The following is a 20,875-nucleotide window of genomic DNA, read 5'->3' on the forward strand; positions in this document are numbered from 1 at the left end:
CGCCGGGCACGTGCGCACGCGAGGCGCGCGGGATCGTCAGGCGCGCGCGACGATCCAGCCGTGGATCATCGACATCCACCCGTCGGGATCCGCTGCCCAGTCGTTCCACGCGGCCGCGATCGCCTCGCGATCCGCGTGGGTCGCGAGGCCGTGCGCCTCGGTGCCCGTCGAGAAGCTCGACGCGATCGCCCGCTCGGCCCACTGGTGCCCCCACCACGCACGCGCGCCGTCGGACTCGAAGCACCACGTCTCGACGTCGGTCGCGATCTCGGCGAAGCCCGCCGCGCGCGCCCACGCCTTGAGATGCGAGCCCGCATCCGCCTCGCCGCCGTTGGCGTCCTGCAACGCGACGACGATGCGGCGCCACGCCAGCAGCCCTGGCGAGGCAGGGTGGATGGCCGTGGCCGAGTAGACGACGTCGCGCGCCGCCACGACGCCGCGCGAGACGCGCCGCCACTCCACGAGCGCAGCGACGGGGTCGCCGAGATGCTGCAGCACCTGATGGGCGTGCACGACGTCGAAGGCGTCGTCGGCCGCGTCGATCGCGTACGCATCGCCGACCTCGAAGCGCACGTTGGCCACGCCCGACGACGCCGCGAGCGCCCGGGCCTGGGCGACGACCTCCGCGCTCGCGTCGATGCCGACGACCTCGCCGTCGCCGACGCGTCGCGCGAAGTCGATCGTGATCGAGCCGGGTCCGCAGCCCACGTCGAGGATGCGCTGCCCTCGCTCGAGGTGCGGCACGAGGTACGCGGCGGAGTTCTCGACGGTGCGCGCCGCGTGCGCACGCGTCACGGACTCGTGGTGCCCGTGGCTGTAGACGGCGTTCGACACGACGATGAGCCTAGCCAGGCCGCGCATCGCCGCGCACCTAGGCTGGCTGCCATGCAGAACCCCTTCCTCGAGCCCTCTCCCCTGCCCTACCAGCTGCCGCCGTTCGCGGACATCCGCGACGAGCACTACCGGCCGGCGTTCGACGCGGGGTTCGCGCAGCAGCTCGAGGAGATCGCGGCGATCACGGCGATCACGGCGCAGCCTGGCACGCCCACCTTCGACGACACCATCGCCCCGCTCGAGGCGTCCGGCGGCATCCTGAGCCGCGTCGGGCACGTGTTCTTCGCGCTGTCGTCGTCGGACACCACGCCGTTCCTCGACGAGCTCGAGGCCGAGATCGCGCCTCGCTGGGCAGCGCACTCCGACGCCATCGAGCTCGACCCCGCGCTCTACGCGCGCATCGCGCACCTGCACGAGCACCCGGACGCGTCGTGGACGCCGGAGCAGACGTGGGTCGTCGAGCAGTGGCACCTGCGCATGACCCTCGCGGGCGCTGCGCTCGACGAGGCGAGCACGACGAGGCTCAAGGCGCTGAACCAGCGCCTCGCGACGCTCACCACGACGTTCGACCAGCAGCTGCAGGCCGACACGAACGACCTCGCCGTCATCGTCGACACGGCCGAGGAGCTCGACGGGCTCTCCGCGAGCGACATCGCGTCGGCGGCGCAGGCGGCGAGCGACCGCGGCCTCGACGGCAAGCACCTCATCACCCTCCCGCTGTTCTCCGGCCACCCGTGGCTCGCGCAGCTCACGAATCGCGCGCTGCGCCAGCGGGTCATGGAGGCGTCGCTCGCGCGCGGCACGCGCGGCAACGCGAACGACAACCGCGCCGTCATCCTCGAGATCGTCGCGCTGCGTGCCGAGCGTGCCGCGCTGCTCGGCTTCCCGACGCACGCGCACGTCGTGACGGCCGACGCGACGGCGAAGACCCCGGAGGCGGTCGACGCCATGCTGTCGCGGCTCGCCCCCGCTGCGGCCCGCAACGCGGCGGCCGAGGCTGCCGACCTGCAGGCGCTCGTCGACGAGGCCGGCGAGGGCTACGAGCTCGCCGCATGGGACTGGGCGTTCTGGACCGAGCGGCTGCGCACCGCCCGCTACGACGTCGACACGCAGGCGCTCAAGCCGTACTTCGCCGCCGAGCGGGTGCTGCAGGACGGCGTCTTCGCGGCTGCGACGCAGATCTACGGCGTGACGTTCACCGAGCGCGACGACCTGCACGGCTACCACCCGGACGTGCGCGTCTTCGAGGTGCACGACGCCGACGGCAGCGAGGTCGGCCTGTACCTGCTCGACCTCTACACGCGCGACTCGAAGCGCGGCGGCGCGTGGATGAACCCGCTCATCTCGCAGAACCGCCTGCTCGACCAGCCGACGGTCGTCATGAACAACCTCAACGTGCCCAAGCCTCCCGCCGGCTCCCCCGCGCTGCTCACGTTCGACGAGACGAACACGCTCTTCCACGAGTTCGGCCACGCCCTCCACGGGCTGTTCGCGATCGTCGGCTACCCGAGCGTCGCGGGCACGAACGTGCCGCGCGACTTCGTCGAGTTCCCCAGCCAGGTCAACGAGATGTGGATGCTGTGGCCCGGCATCGTCGAGGGCTACGCGCGGCACGTCGAGACGGACGAGCCCATCCCCGCCGACGTGCTCGAGCGCATCCGTGCGACCGAGACGTTCGACCAGGGCCACGGCACGAGCGAATACCTCGCGGCCGCGCTGCTCGACCAGGCATGGCACACGCTCGCGCCTGGCGAGACGGTCGACGACGTCGCGGCGTTCGAGCGTGCGGCGCTCGAGCGCGTGGGTCTGCTGCTCGAGACCGTGCCGACGCGGTACTCGTCCGGCTACTTCCAGCACGTCTTCTCGGGCGGCTACTCGGCGGCGTACTACTCGTACATCTGGTCGGAGGTGCTCGACGCCGACACCGTGCAGTGGTTCCAGGAGCACGGCGCGACGCGCGAGTCCGGCCAGCGCTTCCGCGAGCGACTGCTGGGCGTGGGCGGCTCGAAGGACCCGCTCGAGGCGTACCGCGACTTCCGCGGCCGCGACGCGGAGCTCGCGCCGCTGCTGCGTCGCCGCGGCCTGGAGTGAGCGGCAGGTGACGAGCGCTCGTCGCGCGGCTCAGCCGCGCGACGAGCGCATCGCCTGCCGGTGCTCCAGGTCGGGGTCGGCGGCGAGCCGCGCGTACTCGGGCGTGCCGATGCCGACGAGCGCGACGCGCCCCTCGGCGTCGTGGTGCGCGCCCCAGCCGTAGCGCTTGCCGAGCGGCGACGCGCGAAGGCACGCCTGATCCTTCGCGAGGAATGCCGCGCGGGCCGCATCGCGGTCCCCGTCGGCGATGCCGGCGCGGATCGCATGCACCTCGAACAGCAGCTCGTCGGACGTGAGAGCGTACGGTCGCTCGCGCAGCAGCCCGTGCTGCAGCTCGGCGACGCTCGGCGTGGCCCGCTGCGGCGGCGCCTCGGCCGTGCGTGCGGTCGAGTCGGGCGCCACCTCGATGAAGGCGCCCCGGTAGTTCGTGCTCATGCCGCCAGTCTGCAGCGCGTCGGCGACGGCGTCTTGCAGAATCCCGTCATGGCCCAGCCCATCGCACCCGACGAGCGCTCGGGCGTGCTCGAGCCCGCGAACCTCGCCCGGTTCTCCGCGACCTGGCATGCGCCGCATCCCGACCTCGTCGACGTCGTCGAGACGTACTGGCACGTGTCGTGGTCGCTCGGCGACGAGCGGATCGCGCAGCGCGTCATCGAGGCGCCGGCCATCACGCTGTCGATCGAGGCGGGCGACGTGCCCTGGCCGCTCGTGCGCACGACGCCGGGCCCCCGCGCATGGACGCGGACGATCCGCGGCACCGGTGACGTGCTCGGCATCCGGCTGCGCCCTGCAGGGCTCGCCGTCGTCTCCGACGCGCCCGTCGGCGCGCCGGGCACCCGTCCCATCGACGGCGAGGACGCGAGGCTGCACGCCATCGCGTCGACGATCGCGCAGGCTGCGACGCTCGAGGATCGTCTGCGCCTCGCCGACGCGACGCTGCTTGCTGCCCTCGCCGAGCGTCCCACCACGCGACAGGGTCTGCTCGCGAACGTCGCCGTCGAGGCGATGTCTCAGCAGGTGCGGGCCCGGTCGTCCGACGCCGTCGCGCATGCGAGCGATCGCACGGTGCAACGTGCGCTGCGCGCGACGCTCGGCATGGGGCCGAAGGCCATCGCGCGCCGCGTGCGGCTGCAGGAGGCGGCGCGGCTGCTCGCACAGCCAGGCGGGACGCCCGTCGTCGTCGCCGCCGAGCTCGGCTACGTCGACCAGGCCCACCTCACGAACGACCTGCGCACCGTCGCCGGCGTGACGCCGGCCGCGTACATCCGCTCGCTGCGCTCGCTCGCGGGCGACGCGCCGACGTGATGGCCGCCGCTGGCGGGCCGCGCCGCTAGCGGGCGCGGCGCCGCGACTGCAGCACGAGCAGGATGAAGTAGGGCACGCCCACGAGCGACGTCATGACGCCCGCCGGCAGCTGCTCGGGGAAGATGAGGCGGCGGCCGAGCAGGTCGGCGGTGCCGACGAGGGCGGCGCCGAGCAGGATCGCGAGCGGCACGAAGCGGTGGTGCGCGGAGCCGACGAGCGCACGCGCCGCGTGCGGCGCGATGAGCCCGACGAACGCGACGACGCCGACGGCGGCGACGGCCGTGCCCGTGAGGAGCACGGCGAGCACGAGCGCGAGCAGCTGCACGTGCGACAGGCGCACGCCCAGCAGGCGCGGGGTGTCCTGATCGAGCTGCACGAGGTCGAGATCGTGGCGCATGCTCCACGCGATGACGCCGCACACCACGATCGCGATCGCGACGGGCAGCGAGTCGTCGAAGCCGCGCCCGTAGGTGCTGCCACCGAGCCACGTGATGGCCTTCGCCGCGTTCCACGGATCGGTCGTCGTGATGAGCATGCTCGTGAGCGCGCCGAACGCCGCGCTCACCCCGATGCCGGTGAGCACGAGCCGCAACGTGCCGAGCATCCTCCAGCCGACGACCGCGAGCACGACGCCCGCCGCGACGACGCCGCCTGCGAGCGCACCGCCTGCGATGAGCCAGCCGGAGGCGCCGGAGGCGAGCGTGATGACGCTGATGGCACCGAAGCCGGCGCCGTTCGCGACGCCCAGCAGGTACGGGTCGGCGAGCGGGTTGCGTGCGACGGTCTGCACGAGCGACCCTGCGAGCGCGAGCGCGGCGCCTGCGAGCACGCCGGCGACGACGCGCGGCGCCCCCGCGTCGAGCGCGATCGTCACCTGCCTGCCAGCCTGACCCTGGAGCCAGTTGACGACGTCGCCAAGCAGCATCGGGCGACCTCCCACGAGCAGCGCCGTCAGCACGACGCCCAGCACGACCGCCGCAGCGACGGCGATGGGGATCCACGCCCTGCGGAACGTGGATCGGTCGCCGAGCGCCGACATCGGCTCCGCCTGGTTCGCGCCGGGCAGGGTGCGCGCGAGGACGACGAGGAACACGGCGCCGACGATGCTCGTCACGACGCCGGTGGGCACGTCGAGCGACGCGGTGCCCTGCAGCACCGCGCGCAGCAGCACGTCGGCGACGAGCACGAGCGCCGCGCCCGCGAGGCCCGCGACGGGCAGCGCGACGACATGGCGGTGGAGTCCGGGGATGCGCGAGGCCGCGAGTCGGATCGCAGCGGGGGCCGCGAGGCCGACGAACCCGATGGGGCCGGCGATCGCGACGGCGCTCGCCGCCAGCAGCACCGAGGCGATGAGCGTGACCAGCCGCAGCGAGCGCACGCCGACGCCCAGCAGCGACGCCGTCTCCTCGCCGAGCGCGAAGAGGTCGAGCCTGCGCGAGAGCACGAGCAGCACGACGATGCTCACGACCACGATCGGCAACGCCTGCGCGACGGTGCCGATGCCGTTCTGCGACAGCCTGCCGACGCCCCACGCGAACAGCCCGCGGGTCTGCTGGTCGGCGAGCAGGATCGTGACGGTGACGACGCTCGTGAGCGCGAGCGACAGCGCGGTGCCGACGAGGATCATGCGCGTCGACTGGCCCTTGCCACGGCCGATCGCGACGACGAGGGCGGCCGCGGCGATGCCGCCTGCGAACGCCAGGGCGGCACCTCCGAGGAAGGGCAGCGTGATGCCGAACGCGGCCGACAGGCCCAGCGCCGCGGCCGCGCCGCCGTTCACGGCGAGCGTGTCCGGCGACGCGAGCGGGTTGCGCACGAGGGACTGCATCGCGTAGCCGGCGACGCCGAGCGCCACGCCGACCACGAGCGCGGCGGCGAGGCGCGGCACGCGGCCGTCCTGCAGGATCGCGTCGTACCTGGCGTCGCCGAGGGCCCACGCGACGACGTCGCCGAGGCCCAGCGTCGTGGTGCCCTGCGCCAGATGCCAGATCGACAGCGGCACGAGGAGCGCGACGAGTGCGACCGCGAGCACGACGACGCCCGCGCCGATGCGGCGCGTGGGGGTCGGCGTCGAGGTGCCCGCGGTCGCGACGGTCATGCCTGGACTGCCTCGACGAGCTCGTCGAGGTACATCGACACCGAGTCGACGCCGCCGAAGAGCCAGATGCCGTCCGACAGTCGCGTCACGTGACCCTCCTGCACCGCTGCGAGACCCGTGTAGATCGCGTTCGACTGCAGCTGGTTGGCGAAGACGTCGTCGTCGCCGACCGTGAGGTACACGAGGTGCGCGTCGTCCGGCAGGTCGGTCAGCCCCTCGACGTCGGTCGTGCCGAGGCCGTACGCGGGGTCGCCCTCGCCCGTGAAGGCGTTCGTGAAGCCGATGCGCTCGAAGGCGCCCGCGAGCAGCGAGCCGCTCTCGTAGGTGCGGATCTCGATCTGGCCGCCGTTCTCGTAGCCGTCGAGGTGGCCGATCGGCAGCCCGGCGAGGCCAGCGTCCTCGACGGTGGCCGTCAGCTCGTCGAGGTGCGTCTCGAACTCGCCGATCGCCGTCTCGGCGGCGTCCTCACGGCCCGTCGCCTCGCCGACGAGGCGCAGGTCGGACAGCATGGTGTCGACGGGAGCGGACGCGTTGGCCCCCTCGAGGACGACGACGGGCGCGATCGCCTCGAGCTGCTCGTACTGCTCCTCGGTGCCGCCTGCGACGCCGATGATGAGGTCGGGTGCGATCTCGGCGATCGCGTCGATGCTGGGCTCGCCGCGCGTGCCCACGTCGACGGGCTCACCCTCGAGCGGGGCTGCGAGCCCCGACCAGTCCTCGTAGCCCTCGACGTCGGCGACGCCTGCCAGCTCGAGGCCCACCGTCTGCACGTGCTCGACGACGACCCACTCCAGGGCGACGACGCTCTCGACGCCACCGTCGATCGTGACCTCCTCGCCGCGCGCGTCGGTGACGGTGATCGACTCGCCGGACGACGAGGTGGTCTCCTCCTCGGGTGCCTCGGTGGTGCCGCAGCCCGCGAGGGCGACGGCGGCAGCGGTCGCGATGGCCGCGACGGCAAGGGTTCGACGCATGGAGCGTTCCTCTCTTCGGGCGCGCCGAGATGCGCGCCCCTCGGTGACGCCGCCCGGATCAGGCGGCGGCGTGGATGCGCCGCTTGCGGCGCGTGGGACGGATGTGGAGGTGGCCGTCGGCGTCGGTCGACACGTCGATCGCGACGCCGTACGCCTCGCTGAGCCGCTCGGCGGTGAGCACGTCGCGCGGCGCTCCCGCGGCGACGATGCGGCCGTCGACGAGCAGCACGGCATCGTCGGCGACGTCGGCGGCCTGGTCGAGGTCGTGGAGCACGACGCCCACGGCGACGCCCGACTCGGCGAGGTCGCGCACGATGTCGAGGATCTCGATCTGGAACCGCAGGTCGAGGTACGTCGTCGGCTCGTCGAGCAGCACGATGCCGGTGTGCTGCGCGAGGCACGAGGCGAGCCAGACCCGCTGGCGCTGGCCACCGGAGAGCTCGGCGACGGGGCGATCCGCGAGGTCGGTGACGCCGGTGGCCTCGAGGGCTCGGTCGACGATCCCAGCACCCTCGGGGTCGCGACGACGCAGGCGTCCACGGTGCGGGAACCGGCCGTACTCGACGATCTCGCGCACGGTGACGCCGGAGGGGGTGGGCCGTGACTGCGCGAGCATCGCCACGCGCTGGGCGAGCTGCTTCTCGCTGAGCTCCGCGGCCATGATGCCGTCGCCGTAGACGATCGCACCGTCGGACGGACGGTGCAGGCTCGTGAGCCCGCGCAGCAGCGTCGACTTGCCGCTGCCGTTGGGGCCGACGAGCACGGTGACGCGACCGGGCTCGAGCGTGATCGACGCCTCGTGGACCACGTCGCGTCGCCCGTAGGCGAGGCGCAGGTCGGTCGCGGAGAGGCGCTGGGAGTCCGTCACGTAGGTGAGGCTACCCTAAGCCTGCTCCCCGCGTGACACGACACCCTCCGTCGCGCGCGTCGCGGACGTCAGGCGGAGAGCTGCTCGATGTCGTCGGCGGTGAGCATGACGGGCGTCTCGCCCGTCGAGACCGACTCCTCGGTGACGATGACGCGTGCGATGCCCTCCTGCGAGGGCACCTCGAACATGACCGGCGCGAGGATGTCCTCGAGGATCGCGCGCAGGCCGCGCGCGCCCGTCTTGCGGGCGACGGCGAGGTCGGCGATGGCGTCGAGCGCTGCGGGCTCGAAGTCGAGGCGGACGCCGTCGAGCTCGAACATGCGCTGGTACTGCTTCACGAGCGCGTTGCGCGGCTCGGTGAGGATCTCGACGAGCGCGGATCGGTCGAGCGGGGAGACGGTGGCGATCACGGGCAGGCGGCCGATGAACTCGGGGATGAGACCGAACTTGTGCAGATCCTCCGGCAGCACCTCGCTGAAGATGTCGAGGTCGGCCTTCGCAGACGAGATCTCGGCGCCGAATCCGATGCCCCGCTTGCCCGCGCGGCTCGCGATGATGTCCTCGAGGCCTGCGAAGGCGCCCGCCACGATGAACAGCACGTTCGACGTGTCGATCTGGATGAACTCGGAGTTCGGGTGCTTGCGCCCGCCCTGCGGGGGCACGGACGCCACGGTGCCCTCGAGGATCTTGAGCAGCGCCTGCTGCACGCCCTCGCCCGAGACGTCGCGGGTGATCGACGGGTTCTCGGCCTTGCGGGCCACCTTGTCGATCTCGTCGATGAAGATGATGCCGGTCTCTGCCCGCTTGACGTCGTAGTCGGCCGCCTGGATGAGCTTGAGGAGGATGTTCTCGACGTCTTCGCCGACGTAGCCGGCCTCGGTGAGCGCCGTGGCGTCGGCGACCGCGAACGGCACGTCGAGCCTGCGCGCGAGGGTCGAGGCGAGGTACGACTTGCCGCAGCCCGTGGGCCCGACCATGAGGATGTTCGACTTCTGCAGCTCGATCTGCTCGCGCGCCACCTCGGCGCTCGAGAGCGACTGCATGGCCTGCACGCGCTTGTAGTGGTTGTAGACCGCGACGGACAGCGAGCGCTTCGCGGGCCGCTGGCCCACGACGTACTCCTCGAGGAAGTCGAAGATCTCCTTCGGCTTCGGCAGCGGCAGGTCGCTCTCCGGGGCGGTCTCGCCCGCCTCGGCGAGGCGCTCCTCGATGATCTCGTTGCACAGCTCGACGCATTCGTCGCAGATGTACACCGCCGGGCCCGCGATGAGCTGCTGGACCTGCTTCTGGCTCTTGCCGCAGAAGGAGCACTTGAGCAGATCGCCGCTCTCTCCGAGTCGTGCCATGGCACCTCTCCTTCCCGGTCGGTGCCACAGAGCCTAGCGTCGAGCGCTGACACGGGCGTGCAGCATGACGCGTGGCGTCGAGATCGCAGGTGGGCGTCAGTCGGCCCCGGCGTCCTCCTCGGCCACCTCGGCCACCTCGGCCACCTCGGCCACCTCGGCCACCTCGGCCACCTCGGCCAGCAGCATGCCCGCCTCCACCGCCGCGCCGGCCTCGACGCGCAGGGCGCCGACGACGCCGGCGACGTCGGCGACGACGACCGTCTCCATCTTCATCGCCTCGACCGTCGCGACCCGGTCGCCGATCGCGACCCGATCGCCGTGCCCGACCTCCCATGCCACGAGCGAGCCCGTGAGCGGCGACCGGATGCCGGAGGCGACCGCCAGCACGTCGCCGCGCTCGTGCGGCGGCGTCGTCGTGGAGCCGCCAGCGAGCCCGGCGAGCAGGTCGAGGGGCACCCCGAGGATGCGACGCACGCCGTCGACCTCGATGGGCACCCGGCGCAGCACGGCGCCCGGGTCCGCGTCGTCGTAGGCGTCGTCGGGCTCCACGGGCGCCAGCTCGGTCTCGACCCACCGCGTGTGCACGCGGAAGGGCGCCTCGTCGCCTGCCTCGTGCGCCAGGTCGGGGTGCGCGAGGATCGCCCGATGCATCGGCACGACGGTCGCGACGCCCTCGACGCGCAGCTCGTCGAGCGCGCGCGCGGCGCGCACGAGCGCCGTGCGGCGGTCCGGACCCCACACGACGACCTTCGCGAGCAGCGAGTCGAACTGCGGCGGCACGGCGGCGCCGTCGTCGACGCCGGCGTCGACGCGCACGCCGGGCCCCGTGGGAGCACGGAAGGTCGTCACGGTGCCCGACGACGGCAGGAAGCCCCTGCCCGCATCCTCGGCGTTGATGCGCAGCTCGATCGCATGCCCGCGCGGCTGCGGCGTCGCGTCGATCGAGAGCCGCTCCCCCGCGGCGATGCGCAGCTGCTCGCGCACGAGGTCGACGCCGGTCGTCTCCTCCGTCACGGGATGCTCGACCTGGAGCCTGGCGTTGACCTCGAGGAACGCGATCGTGCCGTCGGCGGCGACGAGGAACTCGACGGTGCCCGCGCCGACGTAGCCCGTCTCGCGTGCGATGGCCTCGGATGCCGCGACGATGCGCTCGCGCTGCGCGCGCGTCAGGAACGGCGCCGGAGCCTCCTCCAGCAGCTTCTGGTGCCTGCGCTGCACCGAGCAGTCGCGCGTGCCGACGACGACGACGGTGCCGTGCTCGTCGGCGAGCAGCTGCGCCTCGACGTGGCGCGGGCGATCGAGGAACCGCTCGACGAAGCACTCGCCGCGACCGAACGCCTGCGTCGCCTCCCGCACGGCCGACGCGAACGCCTCGGCGATGTCGTCGTGCTCGCGCACGACGCGCATGCCGCGGCCGCCACCGCCGTGCGCGGCCTTCACGACCACGGGCAGGCCGTGCTGGGCGACGAACGCCTCGACCTCCTCGACCGAGGCCACGGGGCCGTCGGTGCCGGGAGCGAGCGGTGCGCCCACGCGCAGCGCGACGGCGCGGGCGCGCACCTTGTCGCCGAGCTCCTCGATCGTCTCGGGGCGCGGGCCGATCCAGGTCAGGCCCGCGGCGAGCACGGCGCGGGCGAAGCCGGCATCCTCGGAGAGGAACCCGTAGCCGGGGTGCACGGCGTCGGCGCCCGCGCGCACGGCGGTCGCGACGAGCAGCTCGGCGTCGAGGTAGGTGTCGGCGGCGCGGGTGCCCTCGAGCGCCACGGCGGCGTCGGCGAGACGCACGTGCAGCGCGTCGGCGTCCTGGTCGGCGTAGACCGCGACCGAGCGGATGCCGGCGTCGGCGCAGGCGCGCACGATGCGCACCGCGATCTCGCCGCGATTGGCGACGAGCACGGTCTCGATGGTCATGGCTGCTCCTGGGATGGGACGGAGGGCGGCGCGGCAGGCGCGCGGGCTGCGCCCTCGGCGTCGCCGAGCAGCCGCAGCCGCACGCACGCGCCGGGGGCGAGCTGCGCGAGCACGTCGAGGTCGTGGTCGGCGACGACGCCGATCACGGGATACCCGCCGGTCGCGGGATGGTCGGCGAGGAACACGACCGGCAGACCCGACGGCGGCACCTGGATGGCGCCGGGCGCGAGCGCCTGGCTCTCGAGCTCGCCGTCGCGGCGACGCAGCCGTGGCCCGTCGAGCCGCACGCCGACGCGACTCGACCGCGGCGAGACGGTCCACGCGGTCGTCGTCAGGCCCGCGAGGGCGTCGACGTCGAACCAGTCGCCGTCGGGCCCCGGCACGACGTCGAGCACGGCGTCCACGCTCGGCGTCGCGACGCGCTCGCGCACGCCGACGGCGTCGCGCGGCGCGACGCCGACCGGCAGCAGGTCGCCCGACTGCACCGGAGGCGGCCCGAGGCCGGAGAGCACGTCGCTGGAGCCGCTGCCGAGCACGAGGGGCACCGCGACGCCGCCGCGCACGCCGACCACGACGCGCAGGCCCGCGCGCACGGCGCCGACCTCGAGCACGTCACCGTCGCGCAGCGCGAACGGCACGCCGCGCTGCTGCATCCGGTCGCCGCGTGCAGCGCGCACGACGAGGTCGGCGTCTGCGCCAGCGACGGCGAGCACGTGCTCCCCCGCGGCCCGCAGCCGCAGGCCGCCGCCGACGTGCTCGAGCACGGCGGCACCGGGCGGGTTGCCGACGAGCCGGTTCGCCTGGCGCAACGCCGAACGATCGGCAGCGCCGGAGCGTGCGATGCCGAGATGCGCCAGGCCCGGCCTGCCGAGGTCCTCGACGAGCGTCTGCGCACCGACGGCGAGCGCGACGAGCCCGTCTCCCGCGCCGTCGAGCGATGCGTCGCCGTCGGCGCGCGGCAGCGGCTCGGGCGCGGCCTCGGCGGCGAGCGCCTGCTCGCGCACGGCTCGGAAGCGCACGCGCGTGCCCGTCGGCAGCAGCATGGGCTCGTCGCGCTCGAGCGACCACAGCGGCGCGTCGGTGCGGCCGATGAGCTGCCAGCCGCCAGGCGACGCGCGCGGGTAGACCGCCGCGAAGGTGCCCGCGAGCGCCACGGCGCCTGCGGGCACGTGCGTGCGCGGGCTCGCGCGGCGCGGCACCACCGGCGTGCGCCCGTCGCCGCGCAGGTACGCGAATCCGGGGGCGAAGCCGACGAACGCGACCCGCCACGCCTCGTCGACGTGCTGCTGCACGACGGCGTCGACCGAGCGATCCGTCGCGGCAGCGACGTCGGCGAGGTCGTCGCCGTCGTAGACGACGTCGATCGTGACGAGCGCACCCGCCGCAGGGGCCGCCTCCGGCGCCTCCACCGCTGCGAGCCGCGCGAGCGCCGCCGTGGCCTGCGTCGCCGTCGCGAACCGCACGGTCACGCTCGCGCCACCTGCCGCCACCTCGCGCTGCCCGGCGAGCGGCTCGGCGTCGAGCAGCGCGCGGACGCCGTCGACCGAGCCCGGCGGCACGCGCACGAGCACGGCGCGGGAGCCGAGCCGATGCACGCCGGCCACGGTGCGCGTCATCGGGAGGTGAGGGCTGCGGACACGACGGATCCCCGTGCTCAGTCGGCGACGGCGCGGACGTCGATGGATGCGGCGTCGAGCGCGTCGCGCACGGCGCGTGCGAGCGCGACGGCACCCTCGGTGTCGCCGTGCACGCAGATCGAGTCGACGGCGTGGGCGACGACGCTGCCGTCGTCGGCGACGACCTCGCCCGCCGTGGCCATGCGCAGCGCCTGCGCTGCGACGGCACCCGCGTCGTGCAGCACGCTGCCAGGCCGGCTGCGCGGCATGAGCGTGCCGTTCGCGAGGTAGGCGCGGTCGGCGAAGCCCTCGCGCACGACGCGGATGCCGCGCGCCTCGGCGAGCTCGAGCACGACCGAGCCGGGCAGCCCGACGATCGCGAGGTCGCCTGCGGCCTGCAGGCCGTCGAGCACCGCCACCGCGTGCGGCTCGTGATGCACGATCGCGGCGTAGAGGGCACCGTGCGGCTTGACGTACGTCACGGTCGCGCCCTCCGCCCTCGCGATCGCCTGCAGCGCGCCGACCTGGTAGAGGACCTCGTCGGCGAGGTCGCCCGGGTCGGCATCGACGAAGCGCCTGCCGAACCCGGCCAGGTCGCGGTACGCGACGTGCGCGCCGACGGCGACGCCGTTCGCGGCCGCGATGCGCGCGACGCGACGTGCGGTGGGCGCATCGCCCGCGTGGAACCCGCACGCGACGTTCGCGCTCGAGACGACGTCGAGCATCGCGGCGTCGTCGCCGAGGCGCCACTGGCCGAAGGACTCGCCGACGTCGCTGTTGAGGTCGATGCGCATGGAGGGCTCCCGTCCGCTCGTGCGATCGATCGTACGTGATCGTTCAACAATCGGCCGTCGCATCCGTAGGATCCGAGGGTGGAGTCTCGACGAGGGCACGCTGCGGGCGATGCGGCAGCCGCGCTGCGCAGCGCGATCGTCGACGGCACCCTGCTGCCTGGCACGCGCCTGATCGAGGCGCGCCTCGCCACCGAGCTCGGCGTCTCGCGCAACACGCTGCGCGAGGCGTTCCGCGCCCTCGCGCAGGAGGGGCTCGTCGTGCACGAGGCGAACCGCGGCGCGCGCGTGCCGCTGCCGACGCCCGCGTCGATCCGCGAGATCTACCGCGTGCGTCGTGCCGTCGAGCTGCAGACGATGCGCGAGGCCGACGCGAGCCACGGCGCCGTCGCGGCGATGCGCGCGGCCGTCGCCGCCGGCGAGGCTGCGCATGCCGCGCGCGACTGGCGCGGCATGGGCTCCGCCGACCTCGACTTCCACCGTGCGATCGTCGCCCTCGCCGACAGCCCGCGGATGACGGCGCTGCTCGAGTCGGTGCTCGGCGAGCTGCGCCTCGCCTTCGGAGCCGTCGACGACCTCGAGTCGCTCCACGCCCCCTTCCTTGCTGCCAACGCCGCGATCGTCGACGCGTTCGCCACCGATGCGGCTGGCGCCGCCGCGCTGCTCGAGCGCTACCTCGCACGCTCCGAGCGACGCGTGCTCGACGCGCACGCAGCCCGCACGGCGACGGCTACCGTGGAGGGGTGATCCAGACCCTCGCGCTCGCCGCCGCCGCCGCGGCGATCCTCCTGCCGCTGCCCGCCCACGCGTCGATCGTCGGCACGAACCCGGAGGACGGCGCGACGCTCACGACCCTCCCCGAGGCCTTCACGATCACGGCGAACGAGGACATCCTCGACGTCGAGGGCTCGTCGTCGAACGTCGTGCTCGTCACCGACCAGGACGGCGCGTACTACGGAGACGGCTGCTCGATCGTCGACGGCGCGACCCTGTCGACTGCCGCGCAGCTCGGCGAGGCAGGCGTCTACACGCTGCGCTACGGCCTCGTGTCTGCCGATGGCCACCCCATCGAGGGCGTCGTGACGTTCGCGTGGGATCCCGATGCGAGCGCGACCACCGTCGAGGGTCTCCCAGAGGCTCCCGTGTGCGGCGAGGCAGCGCCGAGCCCGTCCGGCTCCGAGTCCGAGGAGCCCTCGACGCAGCCGTCGGCGAGCGAGCCGGCGTCGAGCGGACCGGCATCGACCGATCCGCCGTCGTCGAGCACCGCACCGTCGACGCCGCCCACCGGCAGCGAGTCCGAGGACGACGAGGGCGGCATCCCGCCGATCGCGTTCGTCGGCATCGGCGTCGCGCTGCTCGCCGCGGTCGTCACCGTGCTCGTCATCACGTGGCGCCGGGCCAGGCGGCGCGAGGCCAGCCTCACCGACGAGCCGCAGGAGCCGAACGTCGGCTGACGCCGCCCCCGTCGCGCCGCCGAGCCGGACGCGACGAAGGCCCCCACCCTCACGGGCGGGGGCCTTCGTCGTGCGCCGCGACGCGTCAGCCCAGCAGGGCCGGCTGCGTCTTGCGCGACGTGAGCACCTGGTCGATGAGTCCGTACTCGAGGGACTCCTCGGCCGAGAGGAACGTGTCGCGCTCGATGTCCTTCGAGACCTGCTCGAGGTCCTTCTTCGAGTGGTTCGCGAGCGTCTGCTCGAGCCATCCGCGCATCCGCAGCACCTCACGGGCCTGGATCTCGATGTCCGACGCCTGACCCCGTGCCGCCTCGCCCGTCGCGGGCTGGTGGATGAGGATGCGGGCGTTCGGCAGGGCGAGACGCTTGCCGGGCTCGCCGGCTGCGAGCAGCACGGCGGCAGCGGAGGCGGCCTGACCGAGGCACACCGTCTGCACCTGCGGACGGATGTACTGCATCGTGTCGTAGATCGCCGTCATGGCCGTGAACGAGCCGCCAGGCGAGTTGATGTACATCACGATGTCGCGGTCGGGGTCCTGCGACTCGAGCACGAGCAGCTGCGCCATGATGTCGTCTGCGGATGCGTCGTCGACCTGGACGCCGAGGAAGATGATGCGGTCCTCGAACAGCTTCGCGTACGGGTCCTGACGCTTGAAGCCGTACGCCGTGCGCTCCTCGAACGAGGGCAGGATGTAGCGCGACTGCGGCAGGGCGAGCGACTGCCCGCCGGCCTCGAACGTCGGGTTCATCGGTTCTCCTCCTGGTCGGTGCCCGATGCGTCGGGATCGATGGCCTCGGGGTCGGTGCCACCGCCGCCAGCGACCTCGGTCGCCGACTCGCGCAGGTGGTCGACGAAACCGTACTCGAGGGCCTCCTGCGCCGTGAACCACCGGTCGCGATCGCCGTCGGCGTTGACCTGCTCGACGGTCTTGCCGGTGCGCTCGGCGGTGATCTCGGCGAGGCGGCGCTTCATGTCGAGGATCAGCTGCGCCTGCGTCTGGATGTCGGACGACGTGCCGCCGAATCCGCCGTGCGGCTGGTGCAGCAGCACGCGCGCGTTGGGCGTGATGTAGCGCTTGCCGATCGTGCCGGAGGTCAGCAGCAGCTGCCCCATCGAGGCGGCCATGCCGATGCCGACGGTGACGATGTCGTTGGGCACGAACTGCATCGTGTCGTAGATCGCCATGCCCGCCGTGACCGAGCCGCCCGGCGAGTTGATGTAGAGGAAGATGTCCTTGTTCGGGTCCTCCGCTGCCAGCAGCAGGATCTTCGCGCAGATCTCGTTCGCGTTGTCGTCGCGCACATCCTCGCCGAGCCAGATGATGCGATCGCGCAGCAGGCGGTCGAAGACAGTGGGCGGGAAGCCGGTTTCAGCCACGTCATGCTCCTTCGGTCGTTGTCAACCCTAGGGTCTTGCAACGCACGCTCCCGGCCCTGTTCGCCGCAGGCGTGCGGGGGTGACGAAGGGGCCGGACCGCACGCGGTCCGGCCCCTTCGGATCGGTCACTCCTGGTCGTCGGCGGCGATGCGCGCCTCGGCCTGGCGGATGGCGGCCTCGACGTCGCTCTCGGTCGCGTCGGGCTCGGTCTGCGTGAACTCGGAGAGGTCGATCGTCTCGCCGTTCGAGTCCTTGACCTCGACCTGGCCCAGCGCCCACGTGAGCGCCTTGCCGCGCAGCAGGTCGGCGAGGATCGTCGGCAGCTGGCCGTTCTGCTGCAGGATCTCGACGAGCTCCTGCGGCGGCATCTGGTACTGCGCCGCCATCTGCATGACGTACTGCGACAGCTCGGTCTGCGAGACCTGGAGGTCCTGCTCCTCTGCGATGCGGTCGAAGAGGATGCCGGAGCGGATCTGCTTCTCGGTCTCCTCCTTGACCTCCGCGCGGTGCACGTCGTCCTCGAGGCGGTTCTCGCCCTCGAGGTGGCGGTGCACCTCGTCCTCGACGGCCTGCGCCGGCACGGGGATGTCGGCGTCGGCGACGAGCGCCTGCTGGAGCGCCTCGCGGGCTGCCTGCGCCTGGCCGAGCGTCTCGCGGCGTGCGACGGTGGCCGAGAGGTCGTCGCGCAGCTCGGCGATCGTGTCGAACTGGCTCGCCATCTGCGCGAAGTCGTCGTCGGCGTCGGGCAGCTCGCGCTCCTTGACGGCGTTGACGGACACCTGCACCTCGGCGTCGGAGCCTGCGTGCTCGCCGCCGACGAGGGTCGACGTGAACGTCGTGTCCTCGCCTGCGGTGAGCGTCTCGATCGCGTCGTCGATGCCGTCGAGCAGCTCGCCGGAGCCGACCTCGTACGAGACGCCCGCTGCGCGGTCGACCTCGGCGCCGTCGATGGTCGCGACGAGGTCGAGGGTGACGAAGTCGCCCTTCGCGGCGGGGCGATCGACGGTGACGAGCGTGCCGAAGCGGCCTCGCAGCTGCGTGAGCTCGGCCTCGATGCCGTCGTCGCCGACGGCGACGGCGGGGATCTCGACGACGCGGCCCTCGAGGGCGGGCATCTCGAACTCGGGACGCACGTCGACCTCGATCTCGAGGACGAGGTCGCCGGAGTAGTCCTTCGCCTCCGGCCACGTGGCGATGTCGGCGCTCGGGCGGCCGAGGGGCTTGATGCCCGACTCGGCGACGCCGGCGCGGTAGTGCTCGTCGATCGACTCCGAGACGGCCTGGCTGAGCACCTGGTCGCGCCCGATGCGCTGGTCGATGATGGCCGCGGGCACCTTGCCCTTGCGGAAGCCGGGGATCTGGATCTGCTCCGCGATCTCCTTGTAGGCGGCGTCGATGGCGGGACGCAGCTCGTCGGGGGTCACCGCGATGGTGAGCTTCGCGCGCGTGGGCTCGAGCTGCTCGACCGTGGTCTTCACGTGGTCGTCTCCTGGATTCGGTTCCGGATGGTCTGGGTCGGGGCGGCGGGATTCGAACCCGCGGCCTCCCGCTCCCAAAGCGGGTGCTCTAGCCAGGCTGAGCTACGCCCCGTGGGCGCCTGGTCCTGGCAGGAGGCGCACCGATCGAGTCTATCCCACGGCGTCCCGTCGGCGGCCAGGGGTCGCGAATCGGTGCGATCGCCGGGCAATCCGCGCTGCTGGGGGCTCCGAACCCTTGTCGTGACGATGATCGCGATGGACCGGCGCAAGCGGGATTCGCGCAGCCCGCGTGCGATGCTGGTGGATGTGACACCTGTGCCGGATTCGAGCTCCGTGACGCCGCATCGGCGCACGAGCGACGTCGACGATGCGCTGGTGCGTGTCGCTGGCGGCGACCGCGCTGCGTTCGCGATCGTCTACGACGCGCTGTCGGCGCGAGTCTTCGGACTCGTGCTGCGCGTGCTCGTCGATCGATCGCAGGCCGAGGAGGTGACCCAGGAGGTGTTCGTGGACATGTGGCGCAAGTCGTCGACCTACGACGCCTCCCGTGGATCCGCAGTGGGCTGGGCGCTCGCGCTGGCGCATTCGAAGGCGGTGGACCGCGTGCGGTCGTCGCAGTCGCAGCGCGACCGTGACGAGCGCATCGGCATCCGCGACTCGGTCGCTCCGTTCGACGTCGTGAGCGAGTCCGCGGATGTCCGGCTCGAGGGCGAGCGCGTGCGTGCTGCGCTCGAGACGCTCACGGAGGCGCATCGCGAGGCGATCGTGCTCGCCTACTACGGCGGGCTCACGCAATCCGAGATCGCCGAGCGGCTGCAGACGCCGCTCGGGACGGTCAAGACCAGACTGCGAGACGGCATGATCCGTCTTCGTGCAGCATTGGGGGTGTCGTGATGACCCATCGCGATGACATCGCAGGTCGAGCGCTTGACGCGCTCGGACCTGAGGAACGGCGACGGTTCGACGAGGGCGCCGACGCGGCCACCCTCGCCGAGCTCGCGGACATGCAGGAGACCGCGGCGGCGCTCGGCGGCGTCCTCGCCGTCGACCCACCTGCCGAGCTGCGCGCGAGGATCTTCGCGCTCATCGAGGAGACCGAGCAGGATGCCGCCGTCCAGACGGCACCCGATGCCGTGGTCACGCCGTTCGTCGCCGCCCCCACGGTCGACGACGAGACTCGCGACGCGGCGGATGCCGACGACCGCGAGCCCGCCCTCGTCGGCGGCGGCTCCACCGTGACGGGACCTCGCGAGCTCGCGGCGCGGCGCCGCTGGTTCCAGCGTCCGGCGTCGCTGCTGGGGGCTGCAGCCGCTGCCGTGGCGCTGCTCGTGGGCGGCGTGGGCATCGGCCAGGCTCTTCGCGCCCCCGACCCGGTGACGGCGCTCGTGCACGCGTCCGACGTGAGCACGCAGACCGAGACGCTGCCTGATGGCACGCGTGCGACGCTGCTGGCCTCCGCGGATCTCGGCGACGTGGCGCTCGTGTTCCAGGGCCTCGCGGCACTCGACGACGAGCAGGTCTACGAGGCATGGTTCATGCGCGATGGCGTGCCGATCGCGGCCGGCATCTTCGAGGGCGGCGACGGCAGCGTCGTGCACCTGCTCGATGGCGACATGCTCGAGGGCGATGGCGTCGCGGTCACGATCGAGCCTGCTGGCGGGTCGGACCAGCCGACGACGCAGCCGCTCATGGTGATGTCGACCTGAGCCAGGTCGCCGCACCCCGCAGATTCGGCGCCCCCGGTCCTCGCCGACCGGGGGCGTCGTCATGCCCGGCGACGCCGTTCGAGCGCAGCACGAGGCTCGGCAAGTCGTCTCGGTCGCCGGCCGCGACGCCCGGCGACTCGAGACTCCGTCGTCGCCGCCTCGGAATTCGATGATTCCAACGAGAAAGCCGAATTCCTCCTGGAAGGCAAGTCCACACTGAATAGAGTTGACTGAATCCCGCCCACTCCCGTTCGATGATTGCTAGATTCTCGACACCGCAGAATGGGAGATGAGAATGCGAAGCTCGAAATTCACGCGTGTTGCCGCGGTCGGTGCCGCTGCCATCCTGGCCGGTGTGGGCATCACGCTCGCCAGCCCTACCGCTGCTTCCACCGCCGAAGCGGCAGGGTGCAGGACGGAGACGTCCGATCCGACGCAGATGATCTGCCTGAACACCTACCCTGGCGGAGCGCAGGGCAACGTGCAGATGGTCCAGATCGTGAACGGGTACTCGTTCAACGTGCTGATGACGTCGAGCGAAGCCCCTGGCCTGTACGAGTGCGTCGCGAGAGGATCGTCGATGACGGTCGACCGCAGCGTGTCGTGGGCCGGGACCTACTACATCAGCGCGGGAACCTGGATTCCGATGTCGCCAGTGCCGTGCTGAGCATTGTCCAGATCGCAGTCATCCACCAAACGACGGCGTCGTCTTGGCGCAATTGCCAGCCAGCGGACCATTCGGGGCTGACGCTTCCCTCGTAGACGAGCATTCGCGGGCCCCGACGCGCAGGCCGATGCATGCGGCGAGACGAGGCACCCGATCGACGAGCTCGACGGCATCGACATGCACGCCGAAGCGATTCGCGAGGCGGTCATCCGGTACCGCTGAAGCAGGCTGCCCTGCCGAGGCCGCGCAGGCCCGATGCGCGCGTTCTCGTGTTCATGTGCGCAGTGGTGGTCGGGTGCGTGGTCGTGGTCGGTGGGTGGGGGTGATGTGCCAGCGGCGGGTGGTGCCGGGTGCGATGG

Annotated in this window: 19 protein-coding genes and 1 tRNA gene; 7 read left to right on the forward strand and 13 right to left on the reverse strand. The window is 72.6% G+C overall.

What is annotated here, in order from left to right:
- Positions 1-36: 36 nt before the first annotated feature.
- The gene (locus tag ACZ6H8_RS02885; protein WP_464144240.1) at positions 37-861 is read right to left on the reverse strand and encodes a class I SAM-dependent methyltransferase; all 825 of its coding nucleotides are present in this window, start codon (positions 859-861) and stop codon (positions 37-39) included.
- A 24-nt stretch (positions 862-885) separates the two neighbouring features.
- Between ACZ6H8_RS02885 and ACZ6H8_RS02890 the strand changes: the two genes are divergently transcribed.
- Entirely contained in the window at positions 886-2,925 is a 2,040-nt protein-coding gene (locus ACZ6H8_RS02890; RefSeq protein ID WP_464144242.1) for a M3 family metallopeptidase, read from the forward strand.
- Positions 2,926-2,955: 30 nt separating this feature from the next.
- On the opposite strand, the gene ACZ6H8_RS02895 is transcribed toward ACZ6H8_RS02890, so the two are convergent.
- Positions 2,956-3,360, reverse strand: a complete 405-nt coding sequence (locus ACZ6H8_RS02895) for a DUF6157 family protein (RefSeq protein ID WP_464144244.1) — start codon at positions 3,358-3,360, stop codon at positions 2,956-2,958.
- A 48-nt stretch (positions 3,361-3,408) separates the two neighbouring features.
- Here ACZ6H8_RS02895 and ACZ6H8_RS02900 point away from each other — a divergent pair, with 48 nt between their 5' ends.
- Positions 3,409-4,230 carry a helix-turn-helix domain-containing protein gene (locus ACZ6H8_RS02900; RefSeq protein ID WP_464144246.1) on the forward strand — a complete coding sequence of 274 codons (822 nt, stop codon included), beginning with the start codon at positions 3,409-3,411 and terminating at the stop codon, positions 4,228-4,230.
- A 25-nt stretch (positions 4,231-4,255) separates the two neighbouring features.
- Here ACZ6H8_RS02900 and ACZ6H8_RS02905 read toward each other — a convergent pair whose 3' ends face one another.
- The 7 genes from ACZ6H8_RS02905 to ACZ6H8_RS02935 form a co-directional block, all read right to left on the reverse strand.
- Positions 4,256-6,328: an iron ABC transporter permease gene (locus tag ACZ6H8_RS02905; RefSeq protein ID WP_464144250.1), complete on the reverse strand. Its 2,073-nt coding sequence runs from the start codon at positions 6,326-6,328 to the stop codon at positions 4,256-4,258.
- On the reverse strand, positions 6,325-7,302 hold the full coding sequence (locus ACZ6H8_RS02910) for an ABC transporter substrate-binding protein (protein ID WP_464144252.1): 978 nt from the start codon (positions 7,300-7,302) through the stop codon (positions 6,325-6,327). The genes ACZ6H8_RS02905 and ACZ6H8_RS02910 overlap by 4 nt, the downstream gene beginning before the upstream one ends.
- 58 nt (positions 7,303-7,360) lie before the next feature.
- Positions 7,361-8,170 (reverse strand): ABC transporter ATP-binding protein, encoded by an 810-nt coding sequence (locus ACZ6H8_RS02915; protein ID WP_464144254.1) that lies wholly within the window; start codon positions 8,168-8,170, stop codon positions 7,361-7,363.
- Between the two features lie 68 nt (positions 8,171-8,238).
- The gene (gene clpX / locus ACZ6H8_RS02920; RefSeq protein ID WP_464144257.1) at positions 8,239-9,516 is read right to left on the reverse strand and encodes an ATP-dependent Clp protease ATP-binding subunit ClpX; all 1,278 of its coding nucleotides are present in this window, start codon (positions 9,514-9,516) and stop codon (positions 8,239-8,241) included.
- A gap of 96 nt (positions 9,517-9,612) precedes the next feature.
- Complete coding sequence (locus ACZ6H8_RS02925) at positions 9,613-11,421, reverse strand: acetyl/propionyl/methylcrotonyl-CoA carboxylase subunit alpha (protein ID WP_464144287.1); 1,809 nt, start codon at positions 11,419-11,421, stop codon at positions 9,613-9,615.
- 2 nt (positions 11,422-11,423) lie between these two features.
- Complete coding sequence (locus tag ACZ6H8_RS02930; protein ID WP_464144259.1) at positions 11,424-13,043, reverse strand: 5-oxoprolinase subunit B/C family protein; 1,620 nt, start codon at positions 13,041-13,043, stop codon at positions 11,424-11,426.
- A 38-nt stretch (positions 13,044-13,081) separates the two neighbouring features.
- Positions 13,082-13,837: a LamB/YcsF family protein gene (locus tag ACZ6H8_RS02935; protein WP_464144261.1), complete on the reverse strand. Its 756-nt coding sequence runs from the start codon at positions 13,835-13,837 to the stop codon at positions 13,082-13,084.
- Between the two features lie 78 nt (positions 13,838-13,915).
- Between ACZ6H8_RS02935 and ACZ6H8_RS02940 the strand changes: the two genes are divergently transcribed.
- Together ACZ6H8_RS02940 and ACZ6H8_RS02945 are read left to right on the forward strand one after the other, a co-directional pair.
- The gene (locus ACZ6H8_RS02940) at positions 13,916-14,581 is read left to right on the forward strand and encodes a GntR family transcriptional regulator (RefSeq protein WP_464144264.1); all 666 of its coding nucleotides are present in this window, start codon (positions 13,916-13,918) and stop codon (positions 14,579-14,581) included.
- Positions 14,578-15,288 carry a copper resistance CopC family protein gene (locus ACZ6H8_RS02945; RefSeq protein WP_464144265.1) on the forward strand — a complete coding sequence of 237 codons (711 nt, stop codon included), beginning with the start codon at positions 14,578-14,580 and terminating at the stop codon, positions 15,286-15,288. Before ACZ6H8_RS02940 ends, ACZ6H8_RS02945 begins: the two co-directional genes overlap by 4 nt.
- 85 nt (positions 15,289-15,373) lie before the next feature.
- Here ACZ6H8_RS02945 and ACZ6H8_RS02950 read toward each other — a convergent pair whose 3' ends face one another.
- From ACZ6H8_RS02950 to ACZ6H8_RS02965, 4 genes are all read right to left on the reverse strand, one after another.
- Positions 15,374-16,036, reverse strand: a complete 663-nt coding sequence (locus ACZ6H8_RS02950) for an ATP-dependent Clp protease proteolytic subunit (protein ID WP_464144268.1) — start codon at positions 16,034-16,036, stop codon at positions 15,374-15,376.
- Positions 16,033-16,665 (reverse strand): ATP-dependent Clp protease proteolytic subunit, encoded by a 633-nt coding sequence (locus ACZ6H8_RS02955; protein WP_464144270.1) that lies wholly within the window; start codon positions 16,663-16,665, stop codon positions 16,033-16,035. Before ACZ6H8_RS02955 ends, ACZ6H8_RS02950 begins: the two co-directional genes overlap by 4 nt.
- A gap of 125 nt (positions 16,666-16,790) precedes the next feature.
- Positions 16,791-18,143, reverse strand: coding sequence for a trigger factor (tig, locus tag ACZ6H8_RS02960; RefSeq protein WP_464144273.1), 1,353 nt, complete (start codon positions 18,141-18,143; stop codon positions 16,791-16,793).
- A gap of 37 nt (positions 18,144-18,180) precedes the next feature.
- Positions 18,181-18,255: transfer RNA gene (locus ACZ6H8_RS02965), tRNA-Pro, on the reverse strand.
- A 182-nt stretch (positions 18,256-18,437) separates the two neighbouring features.
- Here ACZ6H8_RS02965 and sigK point away from each other — a divergent pair.
- From sigK to ACZ6H8_RS02980, 3 genes are all read left to right on the forward strand, one after another.
- Positions 18,438-19,037: an ECF RNA polymerase sigma factor SigK gene (gene sigK, locus ACZ6H8_RS02970; RefSeq protein ID WP_464144289.1), complete on the forward strand. Its 600-nt coding sequence runs from the start codon at positions 18,438-18,440 to the stop codon at positions 19,035-19,037.
- Positions 19,037-19,849, forward strand: a complete 813-nt coding sequence (locus tag ACZ6H8_RS02975; protein WP_464144276.1) for an anti-sigma factor — start codon at positions 19,037-19,039, stop codon at positions 19,847-19,849. Before sigK ends, ACZ6H8_RS02975 begins: the two co-directional genes overlap by 1 nt.
- A 289-nt stretch (positions 19,850-20,138) precedes the next feature.
- The gene (locus tag ACZ6H8_RS02980; protein WP_464144278.1) at positions 20,139-20,516 is read left to right on the forward strand and encodes a hypothetical protein; all 378 of its coding nucleotides are present in this window, start codon (positions 20,139-20,141) and stop codon (positions 20,514-20,516) included.
- Positions 20,517-20,875 lie beyond the last annotated feature (359 nt).

The organism is Agrococcus sp. AC640b, from assembly GCF_979255995.1.

What these genes read in the sequence shown, in the direction of transcription:
- ACZ6H8_RS02885 (WP_464144240.1), bottom strand. Translation starts at nt 861, where the DNA reads ATGCGCGGCCTGGCTAGGCTCATCGTCGTGTCGAACGCCGTCTACAGC.
- ACZ6H8_RS02890 (WP_464144242.1), top strand. Translation starts at nt 886, where the DNA reads ATGCAGAACCCCTTCCTCGAGCCCTCTCCCCTGCCCTACCAGCTGCCG.
- ACZ6H8_RS02895 (WP_464144244.1), bottom strand. Translation starts at nt 3,360, where the DNA reads ATGAGCACGAACTACCGGGGCGCCTTCATCGAGGTGGCGCCCGACTCG.
- ACZ6H8_RS02900 (WP_464144246.1), top strand. Translation starts at nt 3,409, where the DNA reads ATGGCCCAGCCCATCGCACCCGACGAGCGCTCGGGCGTGCTCGAGCCC.
- ACZ6H8_RS02905 (WP_464144250.1), bottom strand. Translation starts at nt 6,328, where the DNA reads ATGACCGTCGCGACCGCGGGCACCTCGACGCCGACCCCCACGCGCCGC.
- ACZ6H8_RS02910 (WP_464144252.1), bottom strand. Translation starts at nt 7,302, where the DNA reads ATGCGTCGAACCCTTGCCGTCGCGGCCATCGCGACCGCTGCCGCCGTC.
- clpX (WP_464144257.1), bottom strand. Translation starts at nt 9,516, where the DNA reads ATGGCACGACTCGGAGAGAGCGGCGATCTGCTCAAGTGCTCCTTCTGC.
- ACZ6H8_RS02930 (WP_464144259.1), bottom strand. Translation starts at nt 13,043, where the DNA reads ATGACGCGCACCGTGGCCGGCGTGCATCGGCTCGGCTCCCGCGCCGTG.
- ACZ6H8_RS02935 (WP_464144261.1), bottom strand. Translation starts at nt 13,837, where the DNA reads ATGCGCATCGACCTCAACAGCGACGTCGGCGAGTCCTTCGGCCAGTGG.
- ACZ6H8_RS02950 (WP_464144268.1), bottom strand. Translation starts at nt 16,036, where the DNA reads ATGAACCCGACGTTCGAGGCCGGCGGGCAGTCGCTCGCCCTGCCGCAG.
- sigK (WP_464144289.1), top strand. Translation starts at nt 18,438, where the DNA reads ATGCTGGTGGATGTGACACCTGTGCCGGATTCGAGCTCCGTGACGCCG.
- ACZ6H8_RS02975 (WP_464144276.1), top strand. Translation starts at nt 19,037, where the DNA reads ATGACCCATCGCGATGACATCGCAGGTCGAGCGCTTGACGCGCTCGGA.
- ACZ6H8_RS02980 (WP_464144278.1), top strand. Translation starts at nt 20,139, where the DNA reads ATGAGAATGCGAAGCTCGAAATTCACGCGTGTTGCCGCGGTCGGTGCC.